The sequence below is a fragment of the Rhizobium leguminosarum genome, from assembly GCF_010668065.1.
GTDB classification, from domain to species: domain Bacteria; phylum Pseudomonadota; class Alphaproteobacteria; order Rhizobiales; family Rhizobiaceae; genus Rhizobium; species Rhizobium leguminosarum_S.
Genome location: NZ_WUEN01000013.1, coordinates 95,895 through 114,266, shown reverse-complemented (window position 1 = coordinate 114,266; position 18,372 = coordinate 95,895). Strand labels below are relative to the sequence as shown.

Genomic DNA, 18,372 nt, shown 5'->3' with positions numbered 1-18,372 from the left:
TCGATCGTTGGCTTTTCGTCTGCTGCCCGCTTTACGCGGGCCTGAGCGCACCATTCATAAGACGATAGTCAATTAGACTTTCCTCAAGCTGAACGATGTAGCGGCATCCTTAAGGAACGCGAGACGGGGGAAAGGAATGCGGATCACTACTGCTCAATCCGCACCTTTCACGAAACGTGGTAAACAAGCCGTTAATGCCGATGGGAATTTTTTAACGTTTGTGTTCCAAACGCCGTTTTTGACGGCAATTGCCGTTCAATTCGTCAGATCAAATCGCCGCTCGCGCAATCAGGCCGGACGCGGATATTGCAGTTCGATTTTCACGCCCTCGGGGCCGTAGACGAAGACCTGGCCGAGATCGGTGTCGGGAATATCGTAATATTCGTAGCGATAGCCGCCCGCCTTGATGCGTTCCAGCGCCGGCCCGAATTCGTAAAGGCTGAAGGCGACATGGTTGAAGATGCCGGGCGGAAAATCGGTGCTGCGCGATGTCAGGCTGAGGTGGATGACCGGGCGTTCGTCCAGATAGAGCCAGTGGCCGGGCGTGGTGAAGGGCGGCCGATAGCCTTCCCGAACACCGAGCACGGTTTCCAGGAAGGCGATCATCTGAGGCGCATCGCGGGTCTCGATGGTGACATGGTCCAGACGCGGCATCGGTATCCTCCCAGCTAGAGCATGATGCCGAAAAGTGTGAGCGGTTTTCGGACGACATCATGCTCTAACTCTTTAATTGAGAACAGGATTCAGATGTTAGGCCGAACAGGCCTAAAATCATCCTGTTCTTGCCTTGACGGCAAAGCCTAACCCGTCTGAGAGTGTCGTGAAAGTTACTTCCCCTGCGGCGGCAGGCCGCGGCCAGGGAGGGAGACTTAGAAGCTCTCCGTCCAGGGCCGGACTTCCACCTCCAGCGACCATGCGCTGCGGTGCTGGCGAAGCACATCGATATAGGTCTGGGCGATCGCATCCGGCAGCAGCGTGCCATCCGGCTTGTCCACCCGGTCCGGCCGGATCTGCGAGCGCACCGCGCCGTCGATGACGAAATGCGCGACATGGATGCCCATCGGCCCGAGTTCGCGAGCGGCACTCTGGGCAAGGCCGCGCAGCGCGAACTTGCCCATCGCGAAGGGGGCCGATTGCGCAAAGCCCTTCACGCTTGCCGACGCGCCTGTCATGAGGATGGCGCCGCGGCCGCGCGGGATCATCCGCCGCGCCGCCTGCTGCACCACCAGGAAACCGCCGAAAGCGGTGGTCGCGATGGCCTTCTCGACCTCGGCGGGATCGAGTTCGGCCAGCGGGCCACGCTGACGGGCGCTGGCATTGAAGATCACCACGTCAGGCCCGCCGATTGCGGCAGCGGCCTCTTCAAAGAGTGCCGCGACGCTCGCCGGCTGCGAGACGTCGGCGGTAAAGGCGCTGGCGCCGGTCTCCTCGATCAGCCCTTGCAGTTTCTCGATATTGCGGGCGGCGAGCCCGACCTTGACGCCCTGCGCCGACAATTGCCGGGCAAGCGATGCGCTGATGCCGGAGCCCGCGCCGACGATGAGTGCGCTCTCATAGGGAAAGTCGGTCATGATGTCTTCCTCGATGGATCGTCCCACAGGCGTAAGACGTCGGAACGACTTGCGCTACTGCCCGGCCGACACTTCGTTCTGCGATGGACAAGCAAGATGAGATGGCGTCTGCTCCTGCAGTGGTTCACCGCGGCGGATTCGTGCTCTCGATTTTTTTTCAAGAAAAGACGGCGCAACCGCAAAATTTGACGTTTACGCAAACGTCAATATTTTGTAAGACGGTGCCCAAGACCGGCGCTACCCGGTCAGCCGAATGGGAGGAATTTGAGAGATGCCAGTCTACAAGGCCCCGGTGAACGATACGCTCTTCGTCCTGAACGACGTGCTGGGTCTCGAACGCTATAACAATCTGCCGGGTTTTGCCGACGCGACCCCCGATATGATCGAAGCGATCCTCGGCGAGGCCGGAAGGGTTGCCGAGGAAGCTCTCTTTCCGCTGAACTATTCCGGCGACCAGGAAGGCTGCAACCGTCACGACGATGCCAGCGTCACGACGCCGAAGGGTTTCAAGGAGGCCTATAAAGCCTATCGCGAAGGCGGCTGGATCGGCCTTGCTGTGCCGGAGGAATTCGGCGGCCAGGGGCTTCCCTATACGCTGCATACCGCCGTCGGCGAATATACGTCGGCTGCCAACATGTCGCTGATGATGTATCCCGGCCTGACGCAGGGCGCGATCGCCGCACTCCTCGTCCACGGTTCCGACGAGCAGAAGGCCACCTATCTGCCGAAGATGGTTGATGGCACCTGGTCCGGCACCATGAACCTCACCGAGCCGCATTGCGGCACCGATCTCGGCATGCTGCGCACCAAGGCGGTGCCGCAGGCTGACGGCAGCTACAAGATCTCCGGCCAGAAGATCTTCATCTCCGCCGGCGAGCACGACCTGACCGACAATATCATCCATCTGGTGCTGGCCCGCATCGAGGGTGCGCCCGAGGGCACCAAGGGCATCTCGCTCTTCATCGTTCCGAAATTCCTCGTCGGCAAGGACGGCGCGCCGGGCGCCCGCAACGCTGTCTCCTGCGGCGCGATCGAGCACAAGATGGGCATCCACGCCAACGCCACCTGCGTGATGAATTACGACGAGGCGACCGGCTTCCTGATCGGCGCCGAAAACCGCGGCCTCAACGCCATGTTCGTGATGATGAACGAGGCCCGCCTGATGGTCGGCCTGCAGGGCATCGCCATTTCCGAGATCGCCTATCAGAACGCCGCCAGCTACGCCCGCGACCGCATCCAGGGCCGCTCGCTGTCCGGCCCCAAGGCGCCGGACAAGAAGGCCGATCCGATCATCGTCCATCCGGATATTCGCCGCACGCTGATGACCATCCGCGCTTTCAACGAGGCCGGCCGCGCCTTCCTGCTCTGGACCGCGCTCAAGTCTGATATCGCCCACCGCGCTAGCGACGAGAAGGAGCGCCAGACGGCCGACGATATTCTCGGCCTCGTCACCCCGATCCTCAAAGGCGTGATGACCGACAAGGGCTTCGATCACGCCGTCATGGCCCAGCAGGTCTTCGGCGGCCACGGCTATATCGAAGAACACGGCATGAGCCAGTATGTGCGCGATGCCCGCATCGCCATGATCTATGAGGGCGCCAACGGCATTCAGGCGCTCGATCTCGTCGGCCGCAAGCTCGCCTTGAACGGCGGCCGCGCCGCCATGGCCCTCTTCAAGGAGATCGGAGATTTCTGCGAGGAGAACCGCAGCAACGAAAAGCTCTCCTTCTTCACCAAGCATCTGAAGAAGGGCTTGAACGACGTCCAGGGCGCGACCATGTGGTTCATGCAGAACGCCATGGCCAAGCCCGACAATGCCGGCGCCGGCTCGACCGACTACATGCACCTCTTCGGCCTCGTCATTCTCGGCTATATGTGGGCGAAGATGGCCAAAGCCGCCGAGGACGGCCTTGCATCCGGCGATGCCGCCCGCGAGGATTACCTGAAGAACAAGCTGGTCACCGCCCGCTTCTTCATGGAACGCCTGATGCCGGAAACCGCGCTTCGCAAGGCCCGCATCGAAGCCGGTGCCGACACGATGATGGAACTGGCCGCCGAAGCGTTCTGACAGCGAACTCTCTTCTCCCCAGCGGGGAGAAGATGTCCGAAGGACAGATGAGGGGGTGCGCCGCAGGCGCGTCTTTCTTCTGGCTCCGGCTTTGCCGGAGATCCCCTCATCGCCTCGCTTTGCTCGGCACTTCTCCCCGCTGGGGAGAAAAGGGAAAAACGAAATTCACCGGCGCCGCCCGCGCCGTCAGGGAGACGAGACAATGACCGAGGTTTTCATTTACGACCACGTGCGCACGCCGCGCGGCCGCGGCAAGAAGGACGGTGCCTTGCACGAGGTGCCTTCCGTCCGCCTCGCGGCAAAGACGCTGGAGGCGATCCGCGACCGCAACGGGCTGGACACGGGCACGGTCGACGACATCATCATGGGCTGCGTCGATCCGGTCATGGATGCCGGCGCCGTCATCCCCAAGGCCGCCGCCTTCGAAGCCGGTTACTCCACGAAGGCGCCCGGCATGCAGATCTCCCGCTTCTGCGCCTCCGGTCTCGATGCCGTCAATTTCGGCGCCGGCAAGATCGCGCAAGGGGCCGACGATATCGTCATCGCCGGCGGCGTCGAAAGCATGTCCCGCGTCGGTCTCGGCATGTCCGGCGGCGCCTGGTTCATGGACCCTTCCGTGAATTTCCCGGCCTATTTCATGCCGCAGGGTGTCTCGGCCGATCTGATCGCCACCAAATACGGCTTCAGCAGAACCGATGTCGACGCTTACGCGGTCGAGAGCCAGAAGCGCGCCGCCCATGCCTGGGAAAAGGGCTGGTTCGACAAGTCGGTCATCCCGGTCAAGGACCAGAACGGCCTGACGATCCTGGCGAAGGATGAACACATGCGCCCCGGCACGGATATGCAGGCGCTCGCCTCCCTCAATCCGTCCTTCCAGATGCCCGGCGAGATGGGCGGCTTCGAGGCCGTCGGCATCCAGGCCCATCCGGAGATCGAGCGCATCAACTATGTCCACCATGCCGGCAATTCCTCCGGCATCGTCGATGGCGCCAGTGTGGTCCTGCTCGGCTCCAAAGCCGGCGGTGAGAGCATGGGCAAAAAGCCGCGTGCCCGCATCAAGGCTTTCGCCAATATCGGCTCCGATCCGGCCCTGATGTTGACCGGGCCAGTCGACGTCACCGAGAAATTGTTGAAACGATCAGGCATGAGCCTTGCCGACATCGACCTCTTCGAGTTGAACGAGGCCTTCGCTGCCGTGGTGCTGCGCTATATGCAGGCCTTCGACGTCGACCATGACAGGATCAACGTCAACGGCGGCGCCATCGCCATGGGCCATCCGCTCGGCGCCACCGGCGCGATGATCCTCGGCACGGTGCTCGACGAACTTGAACGCCGCGACCTCAACACCGCGTTGGTGACGCTCTGCATCGGCGCCGGCATGGGCACGGCAACGGTTATCGAGAGGGTCTGACGATGGGCTTCAACACCGGCACGATCGAAACCGAATATGCCGAGGTCACCGAGCACTGGTCGCCCCGCGTCATCGCCGATCTCAACGGCCAGAGCGTCAAGCTCGCCAAGGTTCAGGGCCAGCTCACCTGGCATTCGCACCGCGACGAGGACGAGCTTTTCCTGATCTGGAAGGGGTCGCTTACCATTGAATATCGCGACCGCCCGCATGTGCATCTGAAGGCCGGCGATTTTCACGTGGTGCCGAGGGGTGTCGAGCATAATCCTATTGCCGAAGAGGAATGCTGGATCGTGCTTTTCGAGCCGTCGCAGACCAAGCATACCGGCGATGTCGTCACCGAAAAGACGAAGACCTTAGACGCGCAGCGCAGCCATTTGCCGGCCTGATCGGGGAGGAAACCCAATGACCTACACCAATTTCACGCTCGAAACCGACGCCGACGGCATCTCTCTCGTCACCTGGGACATGCCCGGTAAATCGATGAACGTCTTCACCGCCGAGGTGATGGCCGAACTTGACGCGATCATCGACGCCACGACCGCCGATGCCGCCGTCAAGGGTGTCGTCTTCACCTCGGGCAAGTCCTCCTTCTCCGGCGGTGCCGATCTGTCGATGATCAAGTCGATGTTCAGTTCCTATCAGGAGGAGAAGGCAAAGAGCCCAGAGACGGCCGTGCAGAACCTCTTCGGTCTGGTCGGCCGCATGAGTGGCCTGTTCCGCAAACTCGAAACATCGGGCAAGCCCTGGGTGTCCGCCATCAACGGCACCTGCATGGGCGGCGCCTTTGAACTGTCGCTCGCCTGCCACGGTCGCGTCGCCTCCAATGCCAAGAGCGTCAAGATCGCGCTGCCCGAAGTGAAGGTCGGTATCTTCCCCGGCGCCGGCGGCACGCAGCGTGTGCCGCGGCTGGCGAACGCCCAGGATGCGCTGCAGATGATGACGACGGGCCAGTCGCTGACCGGCTCCCGCGCCAAGGCGATGAACCTCGTGCATCAGGTGGTCGAGCCGGATCAGCTCATCCCGGCCGCCAAGCAGATGATCAAGGATGGCCTGAAGCCGGTCGCTCCCTGGGACGAGAAGGGTTTCAAGGCACCGGGCGGCGGCATCTGGACGCCGGCTTCCGCCCAGCTCTGGCCGGCAGCCCCGGCAATCTTGCGCCGGGAAACATCGGGCAATTATCCGGCAGCGCTTGCCATTCTGAAATGCGTCTACGAAGGCCTGCAGGTCCCGTTCGACACCGGCCTGAAGATCGAGCAGCGTTACTTCACCGAGGTGCTGCAGACCCGCGAAGCCTTCTCGATGATCCGTTCGCTGTTCATCTCCATGCAGGAGCTCGGCAAGGGCGCCCGCCGCCCGGCCGGTCATGCGAAGACCGAGCTGAAGCATGTCGGCGTCGTCGGCGCCGGCTTCATGGGCGCCTCGATCGCTTATGTCACTGCCGCCGCCGGCATTCCGGTGACGTTGATCGACCGCGACACCGAAGCGGCGACCAAGGGCAAGACCGTCTCCGAAGGCCTGGTCAAGGATTCTGTCGGTAAGGGGCGTCTTACGCAGGATGAAGCAGCTGCACTGCTCTCCCGCATCACGCCCTCGGCGGACTATGCCGACCTTGCCAATGCCGATCTCGTCATCGAGGCGGTGTTCGAGGATCGCGAGGTGAAGAAAGCGGTCATCGAGGCGGTCGAAGCCGTGCTGCCGGAAGGCGCGATCTTCGCCTCCAACACCTCGACCCTGCCGATCTCCGGTCTTGCCAAGAATTCGAAACGCCCTGCCGATTTCATCGGCATCCACTTCTTCTCGCCTGTCGAGAAGATGATGCTGACCGAGGTCATCCTCGGAAGCGACACCGGCGACAGGGCGCTGGCCGTTGCTCTTGATTATGTCGCAGCCATCAAGAAGACGCCGATCGTCGTCAACGACACCCGCGGCTTCTTCGTCAATCGTTGTGTGCTGCGTTACATGTCCGAAAGCTACGACATGCTGATCGAGGGCGTGCCGCCTGTCATGATCGAGAATGCCGCCAAGATGGCCGGCATGCCGGTCGGTCCGCTGGCGCTGAACGACGAGGTCGCCATCGACCTCTCGCTGAAGATCCTCAAGGCGACGGTCGCCGATCTCGGCGAAAAAGCCATCGACCCCAGGCATATGGACCTCATCTCCCGCATGGTGGAAAAGGAAGGCCGTTTCGGCCGCAAGAATTCCAAGGGCTTCTACGACTATCCGCCGAAGCCGGCGAAGAAGTCCCTCTGGCCCGACCTCAAGACCTTCTACCCGCAGCAGCAGGCGGACGAGGTTGACGTCAACGTGCTGAAGCAACGCTTCCTCGTCACCATCGCGCTGGAAGCCGCCCGCACGGTCGAGGAAGGCATCGTCACCGATCCGCGCGAAGCGGATGTCGGTTCGATCCTCGGATTCGGCTTCGCGCCCTATACTGGCGGCGCGCTGAGCTATATCGACGGGATGAGTGCGAAGGTTTTCGTGGAACTGGCTGAAAAGTTAGCTGGTACTTACGGAAGTCACTTCAAGCCGACGCCGCTGCTGAAGGACATGGCAGCCACAGGCGAGACGTTTTACGGTCGGTTCGACCCCTATGCGAAGGTGGGGAAGGCGGCTTAGGCCGCCTTTAAAGCTGTGCAGCTTTTGCCGGGGTTCAAACGTTGAGTGGGGCAGGTGGCGATGGCAATCTGAACCGCAATCAACCCACGCTTCGCTGTCACTCGGACCGGACCGCCCATGCAACCGTCAACCGACATCCTCGCCTTCGCCGATCCGATGGAGTGGGAATCCTGGCTCTGCGTGCATCATGCGGCATCGACCGGCGCCTGGCTGAAGATCGGTAAGAAAAATCCGAAACGAACTCTCATCACCATCGACGAGGCGCTGGATGTGGCGCTCTGTTACGGCTGGATTGACAGCCAGCGCAAGGGGTTTGACGCGCATTCCTACCTGCAGCGTTATTCGCCCCGGCGCGCCAAAAGTCCGTGGTCCAAGCTCAATGTCGATCGTGTCGCAGCACTTGCAGAAACCGGGCGCATGCGGCCGGCGGGCCTTGCCGAAGTCGCTGCCGCCAAAGCCGACGGACGATGGGCTGTCGCCTACGCTCCGCAACGCGATGCCGGCCTGCCGGACGATCTGGCGGCGGCGCTCGCTGAGAACGCTGCCGCCGGCGCTGCCTTTGCGCGGCTCGACAAGACCGGCCAATATGCAATCGTCCTGCCGCTCCTGAAGGCAACGACCCCGGCAGTGCGGGTCGCCCGCCTCGGCAAGGCGATCACCAGATTGACGCAGGCCGAATAGACGGTATTTCAGCTTCTGCAAAAAATCTCGCCCTCGGTTTTCGGCGCAGCGCGGCAGGCAAAGACCCGTCCGCGGTGTCTGAAACGTCACCGATTTCCCTAGCTGCGGCCTTGTCACGGACACAATTTCCGATTACATATCCGCGCATCGATCTTGCTAGATGAACTTTGAAACGGCCTCGTGTCGTTCCTGGCGAACTTCCTCCAAAATCGGTTTTCATCGCCGCTTGGCATTTATCCGAGCTGCATTCTTCTATGAACGATTCGAAAAGGATATCGTCATGAGCACTGGTACCGTAAAGTGGTTCAACGCAACCAAGGGCTTCGGCTTCATTCAGCCGGATGACGGCGCAGCCGACGTTTTCGTCCACATCTCCGCCGTTGAACGCGCTGGCATGCGCGATCTCAAGGATGGCCAGAAGCTGTCTTACGAGCTCGTCCGCGACAACAAGTCCGGCAAGATGTCGGCAGACCGCCTCCAGGCGGCCTGAGCCTTCAAGGCTCTAAATATCATCTCCGGATCGTGACCACGGATGTACTGGCACGGTTCGTTGAGATAGCAGGGAAGGTCGGGTTAACCCGGCCTTTTTTTGTGTCTGGTTGGCTGATATTGTGCCCTTTCCCAAGAAATGCGTCCGCGACACCCCCCTCTGCCCTGCCGGGCATCTCCCCCACAAGGAGGGAGATTGGATCGGCGCGATGGTTTCCCCAAACAACTGGCCGTCACATGAATCGTAAATTGAGGGCGAGGCATGGCTTCTTGCCAATCTCCCCACCTGTGGGGGGTCCGAAGGACGGGTCGAGACGCGTGGCTCGACCCCGGGCCCGGCAGGGCAGAGGGGGGCGGCCACGGCACGACCCTAAAGAATCTTTGGTAAGTCCCTCAACCGCCAGCCGGCTCGCCACCCTCCAGCATCTCCATGACCCGCGCCATCACCGCCCGCGCCGCATCGAGTTCGGCTGACGTAAACGATGCGCCCAGCCCGTCGGCCCATCCGGCTTGGGCGATCTCGATGACGCCGAGCCGCGCCGCCCCTTCTTCCGTCAGTCGCACCAGCTTGGCGCGCTGGTGCTGCGGGTTGTCGGCATAGGCGATCAGACCTTCGCTCTCCAGCACGTCGGCAAGCCGCTGTACGCCCTGGCGGGCGAGGCCGAGCGCGCGGGCGATCTGCGCCACCGACATGCCGCCGCGTCGTGCCGCGGCCAGCACCTGCCAGCGCGCGCTGGTTTGTCCCGCCGGCTTTGCCAACTGGTCGCCCGCCGCCGTCAGATGGCCGGCGAGGCGAAGAGCGGTGATGGCGAAAGCGGAAAAGGCATCCCCCTCCATTGTCCGCTCCGGTCGATTTTGTTTGACAACATGTTGTCGATTTTGTATCTCATCCATAATGACAACATATTGTCATATGCGGATACTGAAGGCAACGCCGAAGGAGGAGAGCGCCATGAAGAAAACCTACAAGGGAAGCTGCCATTGCGGCAAAGTGCACTACGAGGTGGACATGGACCTCGAGGAGGGCACCGGCCGCTGCAATTGTTCGATCTGCGCCAAGCGCCGCTATTGGGGCGCCAACGTCAAGCCGGAGGATTTCCGGCTGATGTGCGACCGGGCGGAAACGTCCGACTATCAGTTCAACACCATGAGTGGTCATCACCGCTTCTGCCGCACCTGCGGTGTGCCGGCCTATGGCGACGGTTATGTCGAAGCGATCGGCGGCGCCTATGTCTCGATCAACATCGCCTGTCTCGACGATATTACCCCTGAGGAACTGGCAGCACTGCCGGTCCGTTACTCCGACGGCAGGCACGATGCCTGGTGGAACGAACCGGCGGTGACGAGTTATCTCTGACGCAATTCCAAAAGCGCGCAGTGGTTCTATCGCTAATGTCGGATCCTCGTCCTCCCCTTCGTCCTCTGTCCATAACGGAAAAAGGAGAACGACCGTGAAAGACGAAGCGAATGCGAAGATTGAGGAAGAGGCGATCATCGCCATGCTGATGATGCGGGCCAAGGCGCTGGGTGAGAAGAACGCCAGCGATGCGCTTTCCTACGAGACCGAGGATGAGATCGAATTTTCGCTGGCGCCACCGCTGGTCGGCAATGGCAAGGATGAGGCGAGCCTGCAGGCCTGGTTCGATACCTGGGAAGGCCCGATCGGCGGCGATGTACGCGATGCCAGACTGACGGTTGGCGAGGATGTCGCTTTCTGGAGCGGCCTCACGCGCATGACCGGGACCAAGACCGATGGCGCCGCCGTCGATCTCTGGTTCCGCCAGACGCTTGGCCTCGTCAAGCAGGATGGCCGATGGCTGGTTGCCCACCAGCACGCCTCGGTACCCTTCGCCATGGATGGCAGCGGCCGGGCGCTGCTCGATCTCAAGCCGTGAAGAATCTCAGGCAGCACTTCCCGCGATCTTCCGCCGGTCGGCGCGAATGCTCATCAATCCGACGCCCATCAAAAGCAGGATCGCCGTCGCATAGATATCGGTCGTCAATGCGTAACCGGCCGATTTCGCCAGGAACCCGGCCAGGATCGCCGGCAGGCTGAAGGCGAGGTAGCTCTGGACGTAGAAGGCCGATAGCAGCCCGGCCCGCTCGTCCGGTTTGGCAAGCGGCATGATGGTGCCGATCGACCCGAGGAAATTGGTGCCGAAACCGACGCCGGTAAAAATCGTGCCGACGAGCAGCAGCGGCACATTGGCAAGATGCACGCCGGCAACGACCGTCAGGATGCCGAGCGTCTTGGCCGACACGCCGAAAGTGAGATTGGCCGAGGCCGTCCTGCTGCGCCTGATATAGACGGCGATTGCTCCGCTCACCATCAGCGCGGTGACGACGGCCCCGCCCGTCAGCGGCGCCCGGCTGCCGGTTGTGCTGGCGACCAGCGACGGGACCAGCGAGAGATAGAAGCCGGCAAGCGTCCAGTTGGCGATATTGATCGGTGTCACCAGCGAGAGTGGCCGCTTCACCTGCTTGGGAATGGTGACCCGCGGTATCAGCGAGCCGAGCGCGCCCGGCCGCGTGCCACCGGTCTCGCCTGTCAGCCAGATGGCAGCCGCCTGCAGCATGAAGGCGACAAACAACAGCGCATAGACCAGATGCATCGGGAAGGGGCCGTATTGGATCAGGGCGCTGGTGCCGACTGCGCCCACCGCCATGCCGCAAAGCGGCGCGATCGAGTTGACGATCTGGCCCTTTGCCCGGTCGACATCGACGAGCGCCGCTCCGATCGAGGCGCCGGCGATCCCGGTTGCCAGCCCCTGCACGATCCGCGCCGCGATCAGCCAACCGGGACCGCTTGCGACAACAAAGAGCGCCATGGCGACGATTTCGAGCACGAGGGCGAAGAAGATCACCGGCTTGCGGCCGAGGTGGTCGGAGATCGAACCGGCGATCAGCAGCGCCGCCAGCAGCGCAAAGGCGTAGACCGCGAAGATCACCGTGATCAGCACCGGCGAGACGGAAAAGCTTTCCTGATAGACCCGGTAGAGCGGCGTCGGCGCCGCGGAGGCGCCGAAGAAGGTCGCGAGTGTCAGCGCATGAAAGCCGATCGAGGGGCGTGGCGAATTCTCGGTGGATTTGGCTGCGGCGAACATATATAAGCCTCTTAAAGCTAAGCCGTTGCGTTAGCTTATGTAGAGCAGGCATTTCGTAAAAGCAAATTCTTTGCATTAATAGGTCTGTCAAAGATTTTGAACCATTGGTGTCAAGGGGCGAAAGTCGGGTTGCACGCATGACAGTGAAAGAGAATCTCCGTCCGGGCGGCAGAAGCGCCCGGGTTCAGGCATCGGTGCACAAGGCGGTCCGCGAGCTGATGGCCGAGATGAGCCGCGCCGACGTGACGATCCCGCTGATTGCCGGCAAGGCGGGGGTAACGCCGTCGACCATCTATCGCCGCTGGCGTGACCTGCAGGAGCTTCTTGCCGATGTCGCCGTCGATCGGCTGCGGCCGGATATGCAGCCGATCGATGCCGGCAGCGGCAAGGCCGATCTCGAAACCTGGGCCGAGCAATATGCCGAGGAAATGTCCTCCGGCCCGGGCCGCGAGATGATCCGCGACGTGCTGGCGGCGCAGGCGGGCGCGAATGCCTGTAAATGTAGCGAATATACCCGCCAGCAGATCGACGTCATCGCCGAGAGGGCCAAGGCCCGCGGCGAGGCCTTTCCGGATGTCGAGCGCGTCATGGACCAGGTCGTGGCGCCGATCATGTACCGCATCCTGTTTGGCGATGTACCGGCGACAAAGCGTGTGCGCGATCTGGTTGCGCGTGTCATGAGCACGACGGACTAAGAGCAATTCCAGCAAAAGTGTGTAGCGGTTTTCCGTCTGGAACTGCGTGAAAACAAAGAGATAGAGCATCTCCGTGATCCAGAGAAAAACGGAAATGCTCTAAGTTTGCTCTTACTCCGCGGCGGCGCGCTTGATGCCGGAAATCTGGGTGATATAGGCGCGCAGCGCCGCCGGCCGCACCGGTTTGTGCTGAACGGCGATACCGTGTCGCTCGGCCTCGCTGCGCACCTCCGGCGTGCGGTCGGCCGTGATCAGCAAAGCGGGAATATCGGCGCCGAATTGCCGGCGCAGATGCAGGATCGCGGCAATGCCGGTGCCGTCGCCGAGATGGTAATCGGCGATGACGATGTCAGGCGGTCCCTCCTGGCCATCGACGGCGGTGACCTCGGCGAGGCAATTGAGCGACTCCGCCTCGCAGCCCCAGCCGCTGATCAAGAGCCGCATGCCTTCGAGGATCTTCGGCTCGTTGTCGATGCAGAGGATTTTCAACCCGCTCAGCGGCTGGCCGGGACGGTCGGCGGGCGCAACCGCTGCTGCGGCCGCGGCCGGGCGCGAGACGTCGAGCGGCATGGCAATGCGGAATTCCGTGCCCTTGCCATGCGTGGACTGCAGCTCGACCGGATGGTTGAGCACCCGGGCGATGCGGTCGACGATCGACAGGCCGAGCCCGAGGCCGGAAGCGGTTTTCGCGCCTTCGTCCAGCCGCGCGAATTCCTTGAACACGGTGCGGAATTTCGACGGCGGGATGCCGATGCCGGAATCGATCACCTGGATGATCACCTGGTTGCCGCGCCGCCGCGCCCCGACCACCACCTTGCCGGTGATGGTGTATTTGATGGCGTTGGAAACCAGGTTCTGCACCAGCCGGCGCAGCAGGTTGGGATCGGAGCGGACGCGTAGCGAAGTCGGCATGACCACCAGCTTCAGCCGCTTTTCGCGGGCGATCGGCGCAAAATCGGTCTGGATACGCTCCAGCAGGTCGGAGAGCGCGACGGAGGCGAGCCGCGGCCGCATGGCGCCGGTATCGAGCCTGGAGATATCGAGCACCGCGCCGAGAATGGTTTCGACCGATTCCAGCGCGGAATCGATGTTGCGCACGATCGGGCTGTTCTCGGATTGCGCCATGCGCTCGACCAAGGCCGAGGAATAGAGCCGGGCGGCATTGAGCGGCTGCAGGATATCGTGGCCGGCGGCGGCGAAAAAGCGTGTCTTGCCGATATTCGCCTCGTCGGCAGCGGCGCGCGCCTCGCCGAGCTCGCGATTGACGCGGGTAAGCTCGGCCGTACGTTCGGCAACGCGCTGCTCCAGCGTCTCATTTGCCTGTTTCAGCGCTTTGTCGGCACTGACGCGCTGGGTGATGTCGGTGAAGGTGGCGACGATGCCCTTGTCGGGCATGGCGTTGGAGCGCACCTCGATGATCCGCTCGCCACCGCCGAGCACCAGCGAGAAAGGTTTGTCGAGCGTCAGGAAATGCCGCACCGTCTGGCTGAGATCGCCGGGCGCGATATCGCCGCGCTGGCTGAGCGTGGTGACGATTTCGGACAAGGGAAAACCGACCTGGCCGGCATTCTCAGGCAGGTCCAGCAATTGCCGGAAACGCCGGTTCCAGATCGTCAGCCGGTTGGAACTGTCGAAGACCGCAATGCCCTGGTCCATCTGCGAAAGCGCCGTCTGCAGCATGTCCTGGTTATATTGCAGCGCCTCGCTCGCCTGGTCGAGCAGCCAGGCGGTGTCGGAAGAGGCATCCTCGATCTTCTGCAGGATCAATGACAGCACCAGCCGGGCCGAGGACGAGCCGATGGCGCTGCCGAGCAGCTGTTCGCTGAAATGGATGAGCGCCATATCGGCCGGCTGCTCGTCTTCCAGCTTGCGGCCGGAGCTTTGTTCGTAGGTCGTCAACGAGCGCTGCATGCGCTCTTCGCCGAGATAGCGCGAGATCGCCGCCTTGAGATCGCCGACGCTGATGCGGGTCTTCCAGCCGCGCGTGGCAAATTGCGAGCGCGAATGCCGCTTGACGAAGATGCCGGCCTGGATGCGCTCCAGCGGCTTGGCGTTGCGGGTGAGCGAGCCGACGACGAAGAAGGCGCTGTTGACCAGCAGGCTCATCGCCGTCGCATTGACCAGCGGATCGGCGTCGGGCGCGGTGAACAGCGTGGTCCCGGGAAAGATGAAGCCGAGCACTGCGCTCGCCACATAGGAATAATCGGGGCCGCCGAGCGAGGGCAGGAACAGCAGGTAGATCCAAATGACGAAGCCGGAGGTCAGCCCGAGGATCGCGCCGCGCGCGTTCGCCCGCCGCCAGATCAGCCCGCCGAACATCGCTGGGGCGATTTGCGCGATCGCGGCGAAGGAAAGAAGGCCGATCGAGGCAAGGCCGGCGGTGCTGTCGGTCGAGCGGTAATAGGCGTAGCCGAACAGCAGCACCGCGAAGATGGCGCTGCGGCGGATGTTGAGCAGCGTCTTGGCGAAATTGTCGCGCTGGCCGGCGCGGCCGGCGAGTTTGCGCCTGAGGAAGATCGGCATGATGATGTCGTTCGACACCATGATCGACAGTGCGACGGAATCGACGATGACCATCGCCGTTGCAGCGGAGAAACCGCCGATGAAGATGATCAGCGAAATAACGGGCATCTGGCCGGCAAGCGGCAGCGACAGCATGTAGAAATCGGCATTGCCGGTGCCGCCGAAGGTCAGCAGCCCGCCGATCGCCACCGGCAGCACGAAGAGATTGATGGCGATGAGATAGGTGGGAAACAGGAAGCCTGCGAGTTTCAGCTGTTTCGGGGTTCGGTTTTCGACAACCGTCACGTGGAATTGCCGCGGCAGCAGGATGATCGCAAAGGCCGACAAGACGATCAGGGTGATCCAGCGGCTGATCGGCGTATGGTAGCTGAGCGCCGACATAACCAGCTCGTTGTCGACGGTCTTGCGCCAGAGATCGGTCGGACCGTCGAACAGAAACCAGATGACGCAGACGCCGGCCGTCAGGAAGGCGACGAGCTTGACCACGGATTCCATCGAGACGGCGAGGATCAGGCCATCCTGATGCTCCGTCGCATCCGTATGCCGCGTGCCGAACATGATGGCGAAGCAGGCAAGCACCAGAGTTGCGGCGAGCGGCAGGTCGAGGAAATAGAGATTGCCGCTGCCGATGCCGTAATCGGACGGATTGACCATGGCGCTGACGGTGCTGGAGATCGCCTTGAGCTGCAGCGCGATATAAGGAATGGCTCCGATCAGCGAGATCAGCGCGACGATCGTGGCGACCGTCGGGTTCTTGCCGTAGCGCGCGGCGACGAAATCGGCAACCGAGGTGAGCTTCTCCGCCTTGGCGAGCTCTATGATGCGGCGAAGCAACGGCATGCCGAGCGTGAAGACCAGGATGGGGCCGATATAGATGCCGGCAAACTCCAACCCGCGCTGCGCCGCAAGCCCGACGCTGCCGAAATAGGTCCAGGAGGTGCAGTAGATCGCAAGGCTCAGCGCATAGACCACCGGCCATCCGCCCAGAGTGCCCTGGCCGCCTTGCGGCGTGCCCGGGCCGCCTTGCGGCGTGCCCTGGCCGCGGTTCTTGCGGTCGCCATAGCTTGCCACGGCGAAAAGCAGGAGCAGATAGCCGAAGGCAGACGCGAATATAACCCAGCCTGGAAGCATTGACCCTCCGCCGGCGGAAAACCCGCCGGGACCTCCCGCAACGTGGGCAGCTTAAGTCATTTCAGAAGCTTTGAAAATTCCTGGCCGTCTAGGCCTTAAGTCAAAGACCGCACGGGGTATCCCCAAACAATTACGATTGCCGATTGATTAATTGCGATGAAGATGTAGCTAATAAATTCCATTGCATATCTTTGAAATGGATCGAAGGGAGACGGATCCGATGCTCAATGAGTTCAAGGCCTTTATCGCCCGCGGCAATGTCATGGATCTTGCAGTCGGCGTCATCATCGGCGGCGCCTTCGGTGGCATCGTCAAATCTTTGGTGGATGACCTTATCATGCCGATCGTCGGCGCCATTTTCGGCGGTTTCGATTTTTCGAATTACTTCCTCCCACTGTCGTCGGCCGTCAACGCACAGTCGCTTGCCGCCGCCCGCGAGCAGGGAGCGGTGTTTGCCTATGGCAGCTTCCTCACCGTGCTCATCAACTTCCTCATTCTCGCCTGGATCATCTTTCTGATGGTCAAGGGCGTGAACACCCTGCGCGCCCAGGTCGAGCGCCAGGAAAAGGTGGCACCGGAAGAGCTGCCAGCGCCGCCGGCAGATGTTCAGCTGCTGACGGAAATCCGCGATCTTCTCGCCACGCGCCCGACGGCTTGATCCGGGCTGGAGCCCGTCCGCTTCGGCCGGGCTCATTCATCACGAAAATCGATATGCCATCACTGGATGTCATGGGATTTGCCGGCGCAAATCCGCTATGAAGGCGGAAACCGGAGATATGCATGTCGATCGTCAGCAGCCTTAGCCCGCGCGCCCTGGCGGCGCCCGAAAGCGGGATCGTGGAACTCGTCAACTATGCCCGTGGCCGCGAAGGCCTGCTGCCGCTCTGGGTGGGTGAGGGCGATCTGCCGACCCCCGATTTCATCAGCAGGGCGGCGATGGATGCGCTTGCTAGCGGCGAGACCTTCTACACCTGGCAGCGCGGCATTCCGGAGCTTCGCCAGGCGCTTTCGGATTATTACGACAGACATTTCGGAATCCGGCTTCCGGTCGAGCATTTCTACGTCACCGGTTCCGGCATGCAGGCGATCCAGATCGCCGTGCAGGCGCTGACCTCGCCGGGCGACGAACTGGTTTACTTGTCGCCTTCCTGGCCGAACATTGCCGCCGCTCTCGAGATAGCAGGTGCGCGCTCGCTCAGTGTCGAGCTGCAGTTCGAAGGCGGCAAATGGGCGATCGATCTTGACCGCATCGAATCCGCGATCACCCCGAAGACCAAGGGCATCTTCATCAACACGCCGTCGAATCCGACGGGTTGGACGGCAACGAAACAGGACCTTGTCGATATCCTGGCGCTTGCCCGCAGGCACGACCTCTGGATCATGGCGGATGAAATCTACGCCCGCTACTATTTTGCCGGCGGCCGCGCGCCCTCTTTCCTCGATGTGATGGACGAGGGCGACAAGATCATCTTCGTCAATTCCTTCTCGAAGAACTGGTCGATGACCGGCTGGCGCGTCGGCTGGATCGTAGCACCGCCTGAAATGGGCCAGGTGCTCGAAAACCTCATCCAGTATTCGACATCGGGGGTAGCGCAGTTCATGCAGAAGGGCGCCGTCGCAGCCCTTGATCAAGGCGACGATTTCGTCGCTGCCAATATCGCCAAGGCGGCCCGCTCCCGCGATATTCTCTGCGATGCGCTTGTCGCCACCAACCGCGTCGAGACGCTGAAGCCGGATGGCGCGATCTACGCCTTCCTGAAGATCGACGGCGTCGCCGACAGCCGCAAGGCAGCGCTCGACATCGTCGACAAGACAGGCGTCGGCCTTGCTCCCGGCACCGCTTTCGGACCGGGCGGCGAACTCTTCCTGCGCGCCTGTTTCCTGCGTGATCCCACGCAGGTGGCGATCGCGGCCGAGCGCCTCTGCGACTATATCCTCAAGCTCTGAGAACCATCGGCCGCAAGAGCTATCGTTGCGGGTGGCCGGATCCATTTTGTGCCGCAATCGCCGGATCGATAAAACTCTAGCAAAGCCCGAAATCGGCCTCTAACCACGACTCCAAACATACCCGTTCAAAGGCCTT

General features: G+C 62.1%; 16 protein-coding genes. 11 read left to right on the top strand and 5 right to left on the bottom strand.

Annotated elements, in window-relative coordinates; genetic code table 11:
• Positions 1 to 288 precede the first annotated feature (288 nt).
• Both GR198_RS28235 and GR198_RS28230 read right to left on the bottom strand, forming a co-directional pair.
• On the bottom strand, positions 289 to 654 hold the full coding sequence (locus tag GR198_RS28235) for a VOC family protein (protein ID WP_029875772.1): 366 nt from the start codon (positions 652 to 654) through the stop codon (positions 289 to 291).
• A gap of 215 nt (positions 655 to 869) precedes the next feature.
• Positions 870 to 1,571, bottom strand: coding sequence for an SDR family NAD(P)-dependent oxidoreductase (locus GR198_RS28230; protein ID WP_029875771.1), 702 nt, complete (start codon positions 1,569 to 1,571; stop codon positions 870 to 872).
• A 271-nt stretch (positions 1,572 to 1,842) separates the two neighbouring features.
• Here GR198_RS28230 and GR198_RS28225 point away from each other — a divergent pair, with 271 nt between their 5' ends.
• The 6 genes from GR198_RS28225 to GR198_RS28200 all read left to right on the top strand — a co-directional run bounded on the left by GR198_RS28225 (position 1,843) and on the right by GR198_RS28200 (position 8,837).
• On the top strand, positions 1,843 to 3,639 hold the full coding sequence (locus GR198_RS28225; RefSeq protein ID WP_164069871.1) for an acyl-CoA dehydrogenase C-terminal domain-containing protein: 1,797 nt from the start codon (positions 1,843 to 1,845) through the stop codon (positions 3,637 to 3,639).
• A 202-nt stretch (positions 3,640 to 3,841) separates the two neighbouring features.
• Positions 3,842 to 5,050 carry an acetyl-CoA C-acetyltransferase gene (locus tag GR198_RS28220; protein ID WP_164069870.1) on the top strand — a complete coding sequence of 403 codons (1,209 nt, stop codon included), beginning with the start codon at positions 3,842 to 3,844 and terminating at the stop codon, positions 5,048 to 5,050.
• Between the two features lie 2 nt (positions 5,051 to 5,052).
• Positions 5,053 to 5,436, top strand: coding sequence for a cupin domain-containing protein (locus tag GR198_RS28215; RefSeq protein ID WP_029875767.1), 384 nt, complete (start codon positions 5,053 to 5,055; stop codon positions 5,434 to 5,436).
• 16 nt (positions 5,437 to 5,452) lie between these two features.
• Complete coding sequence (locus GR198_RS28210; protein ID WP_164069869.1) at positions 5,453 to 7,666, top strand: FAD-dependent oxidoreductase; 2,214 nt, start codon at positions 5,453 to 5,455, stop codon at positions 7,664 to 7,666.
• 117 nt (positions 7,667 to 7,783) lie between these two features.
• The gene (locus GR198_RS28205) at positions 7,784 to 8,347 is read left to right on the top strand and encodes a YdeI/OmpD-associated family protein (RefSeq protein WP_164069868.1); all 564 of its coding nucleotides are present in this window, start codon (positions 7,784 to 7,786) and stop codon (positions 8,345 to 8,347) included.
• 280 nt (positions 8,348 to 8,627) lie between these two features.
• Positions 8,628 to 8,837: a cold-shock protein gene (locus tag GR198_RS28200; RefSeq protein ID WP_003545273.1), complete on the top strand. Its 210-nt coding sequence runs from the start codon at positions 8,628 to 8,630 to the stop codon at positions 8,835 to 8,837.
• Between the two features lie 392 nt (positions 8,838 to 9,229).
• On the opposite strand, the gene GR198_RS28195 is transcribed toward GR198_RS28200, so the two are convergent.
• Entirely contained in the window at positions 9,230 to 9,730 is a 501-nt protein-coding gene (locus GR198_RS28195; RefSeq protein ID WP_204328619.1) for a MarR family winged helix-turn-helix transcriptional regulator, read from the bottom strand.
• Positions 9,731 to 9,788: 58 nt separating this feature from the next.
• Here GR198_RS28195 and GR198_RS28190 point away from each other — a divergent pair, with 58 nt between their 5' ends.
• Positions 9,789 to 10,193 (top strand): GFA family protein, encoded by a 405-nt coding sequence (locus GR198_RS28190; protein WP_164046948.1) that lies wholly within the window; start codon positions 9,789 to 9,791, stop codon positions 10,191 to 10,193.
• A 94-nt stretch (positions 10,194 to 10,287) separates the two neighbouring features.
• Entirely contained in the window at positions 10,288 to 10,731 is a 444-nt protein-coding gene (locus tag GR198_RS28185) for a YybH family protein (protein ID WP_164046949.1), read from the top strand.
• Positions 10,732 to 10,737: 6 nt separating this feature from the next.
• Here GR198_RS28185 and GR198_RS28180 read toward each other — a convergent pair whose 3' ends face one another.
• Positions 10,738 to 11,940 carry an MFS transporter gene (locus tag GR198_RS28180; RefSeq protein WP_164069867.1) on the bottom strand — a complete coding sequence of 401 codons (1,203 nt, stop codon included), beginning with the start codon at positions 11,938 to 11,940 and terminating at the stop codon, positions 10,738 to 10,740.
• Positions 11,941 to 12,077: 137 nt separating this feature from the next.
• Here GR198_RS28180 and GR198_RS28175 point away from each other — a divergent pair, with 137 nt between their 5' ends.
• On the top strand, positions 12,078 to 12,635 hold the full coding sequence (locus GR198_RS28175; RefSeq protein ID WP_164069866.1) for a TetR/AcrR family transcriptional regulator: 558 nt from the start codon (positions 12,078 to 12,080) through the stop codon (positions 12,633 to 12,635).
• A 111-nt stretch (positions 12,636 to 12,746) separates the two neighbouring features.
• Here the strand turns inward: GR198_RS28175 and GR198_RS28170 are convergent, their stop codons facing one another.
• Positions 12,747 to 16,289: a PAS domain-containing hybrid sensor histidine kinase/response regulator gene (locus tag GR198_RS28170; RefSeq protein WP_164069865.1), complete on the bottom strand. Its 3,543-nt coding sequence runs from the start codon at positions 16,287 to 16,289 to the stop codon at positions 12,747 to 12,749.
• A gap of 220 nt (positions 16,290 to 16,509) precedes the next feature.
• On the opposite strand from GR198_RS28170, the gene mscL reads away from it, so the two are divergent.
• Entirely contained in the window at positions 16,510 to 16,947 is a 438-nt protein-coding gene (mscL, locus tag GR198_RS28165; protein WP_012755977.1) for a large conductance mechanosensitive channel protein MscL, read from the top strand.
• A gap of 122 nt (positions 16,948 to 17,069) precedes the next feature.
• A complete protein-coding gene (locus tag GR198_RS28160; protein ID WP_164069864.1) occupies positions 17,070 to 18,236 on the top strand; it encodes a pyridoxal phosphate-dependent aminotransferase in 1,167 nt (388 codons plus the stop codon).
• Positions 18,237 to 18,372 lie beyond the last annotated feature (136 nt).

What these genes read in the sequence shown, in the direction of transcription:
- GR198_RS28235 (WP_029875772.1), bottom strand. Translation starts at nt 654, where the DNA reads ATGCCGCGTCTGGACCATGTCACCATCGAGACCCGCGATGCGCCTCAG.
- GR198_RS28230 (WP_029875771.1), bottom strand. Translation starts at nt 1,571, where the DNA reads ATGACCGACTTTCCCTATGAGAGCGCACTCATCGTCGGCGCGGGCTCC.
- GR198_RS28225 (WP_164069871.1), top strand. Translation starts at nt 1,843, where the DNA reads ATGCCAGTCTACAAGGCCCCGGTGAACGATACGCTCTTCGTCCTGAAC.
- GR198_RS28220 (WP_164069870.1), top strand. Translation starts at nt 3,842, where the DNA reads ATGACCGAGGTTTTCATTTACGACCACGTGCGCACGCCGCGCGGCCGC.
- GR198_RS28215 (WP_029875767.1), top strand. Translation starts at nt 5,053, where the DNA reads ATGGGCTTCAACACCGGCACGATCGAAACCGAATATGCCGAGGTCACC.
- GR198_RS28210 (WP_164069869.1), top strand. Translation starts at nt 5,453, where the DNA reads ATGACCTACACCAATTTCACGCTCGAAACCGACGCCGACGGCATCTCT.
- GR198_RS28205 (WP_164069868.1), top strand. Translation starts at nt 7,784, where the DNA reads ATGCAACCGTCAACCGACATCCTCGCCTTCGCCGATCCGATGGAGTGG.
- GR198_RS28200 (WP_003545273.1), top strand. Translation starts at nt 8,628, where the DNA reads ATGAGCACTGGTACCGTAAAGTGGTTCAACGCAACCAAGGGCTTCGGC.
- GR198_RS28195 (WP_204328619.1), bottom strand. Translation starts at nt 9,730, where the DNA reads ATGGATGAGATACAAAATCGACAACATGTTGTCAAACAAAATCGACCG.
- GR198_RS28190 (WP_164046948.1), top strand. Translation starts at nt 9,789, where the DNA reads ATGAAGAAAACCTACAAGGGAAGCTGCCATTGCGGCAAAGTGCACTAC.
- GR198_RS28180 (WP_164069867.1), bottom strand. Translation starts at nt 11,940, where the DNA reads ATGTTCGCCGCAGCCAAATCCACCGAGAATTCGCCACGCCCCTCGATC.
- GR198_RS28175 (WP_164069866.1), top strand. Translation starts at nt 12,078, where the DNA reads ATGACAGTGAAAGAGAATCTCCGTCCGGGCGGCAGAAGCGCCCGGGTT.
- GR198_RS28170 (WP_164069865.1), bottom strand. Translation starts at nt 16,289, where the DNA reads ATGCTTCCAGGCTGGGTTATATTCGCGTCTGCCTTCGGCTATCTGCTC.
- mscL (WP_012755977.1), top strand. Translation starts at nt 16,510, where the DNA reads ATGCTCAATGAGTTCAAGGCCTTTATCGCCCGCGGCAATGTCATGGAT.
- GR198_RS28160 (WP_164069864.1), top strand. Translation starts at nt 17,070, where the DNA reads ATGTCGATCGTCAGCAGCCTTAGCCCGCGCGCCCTGGCGGCGCCCGAA.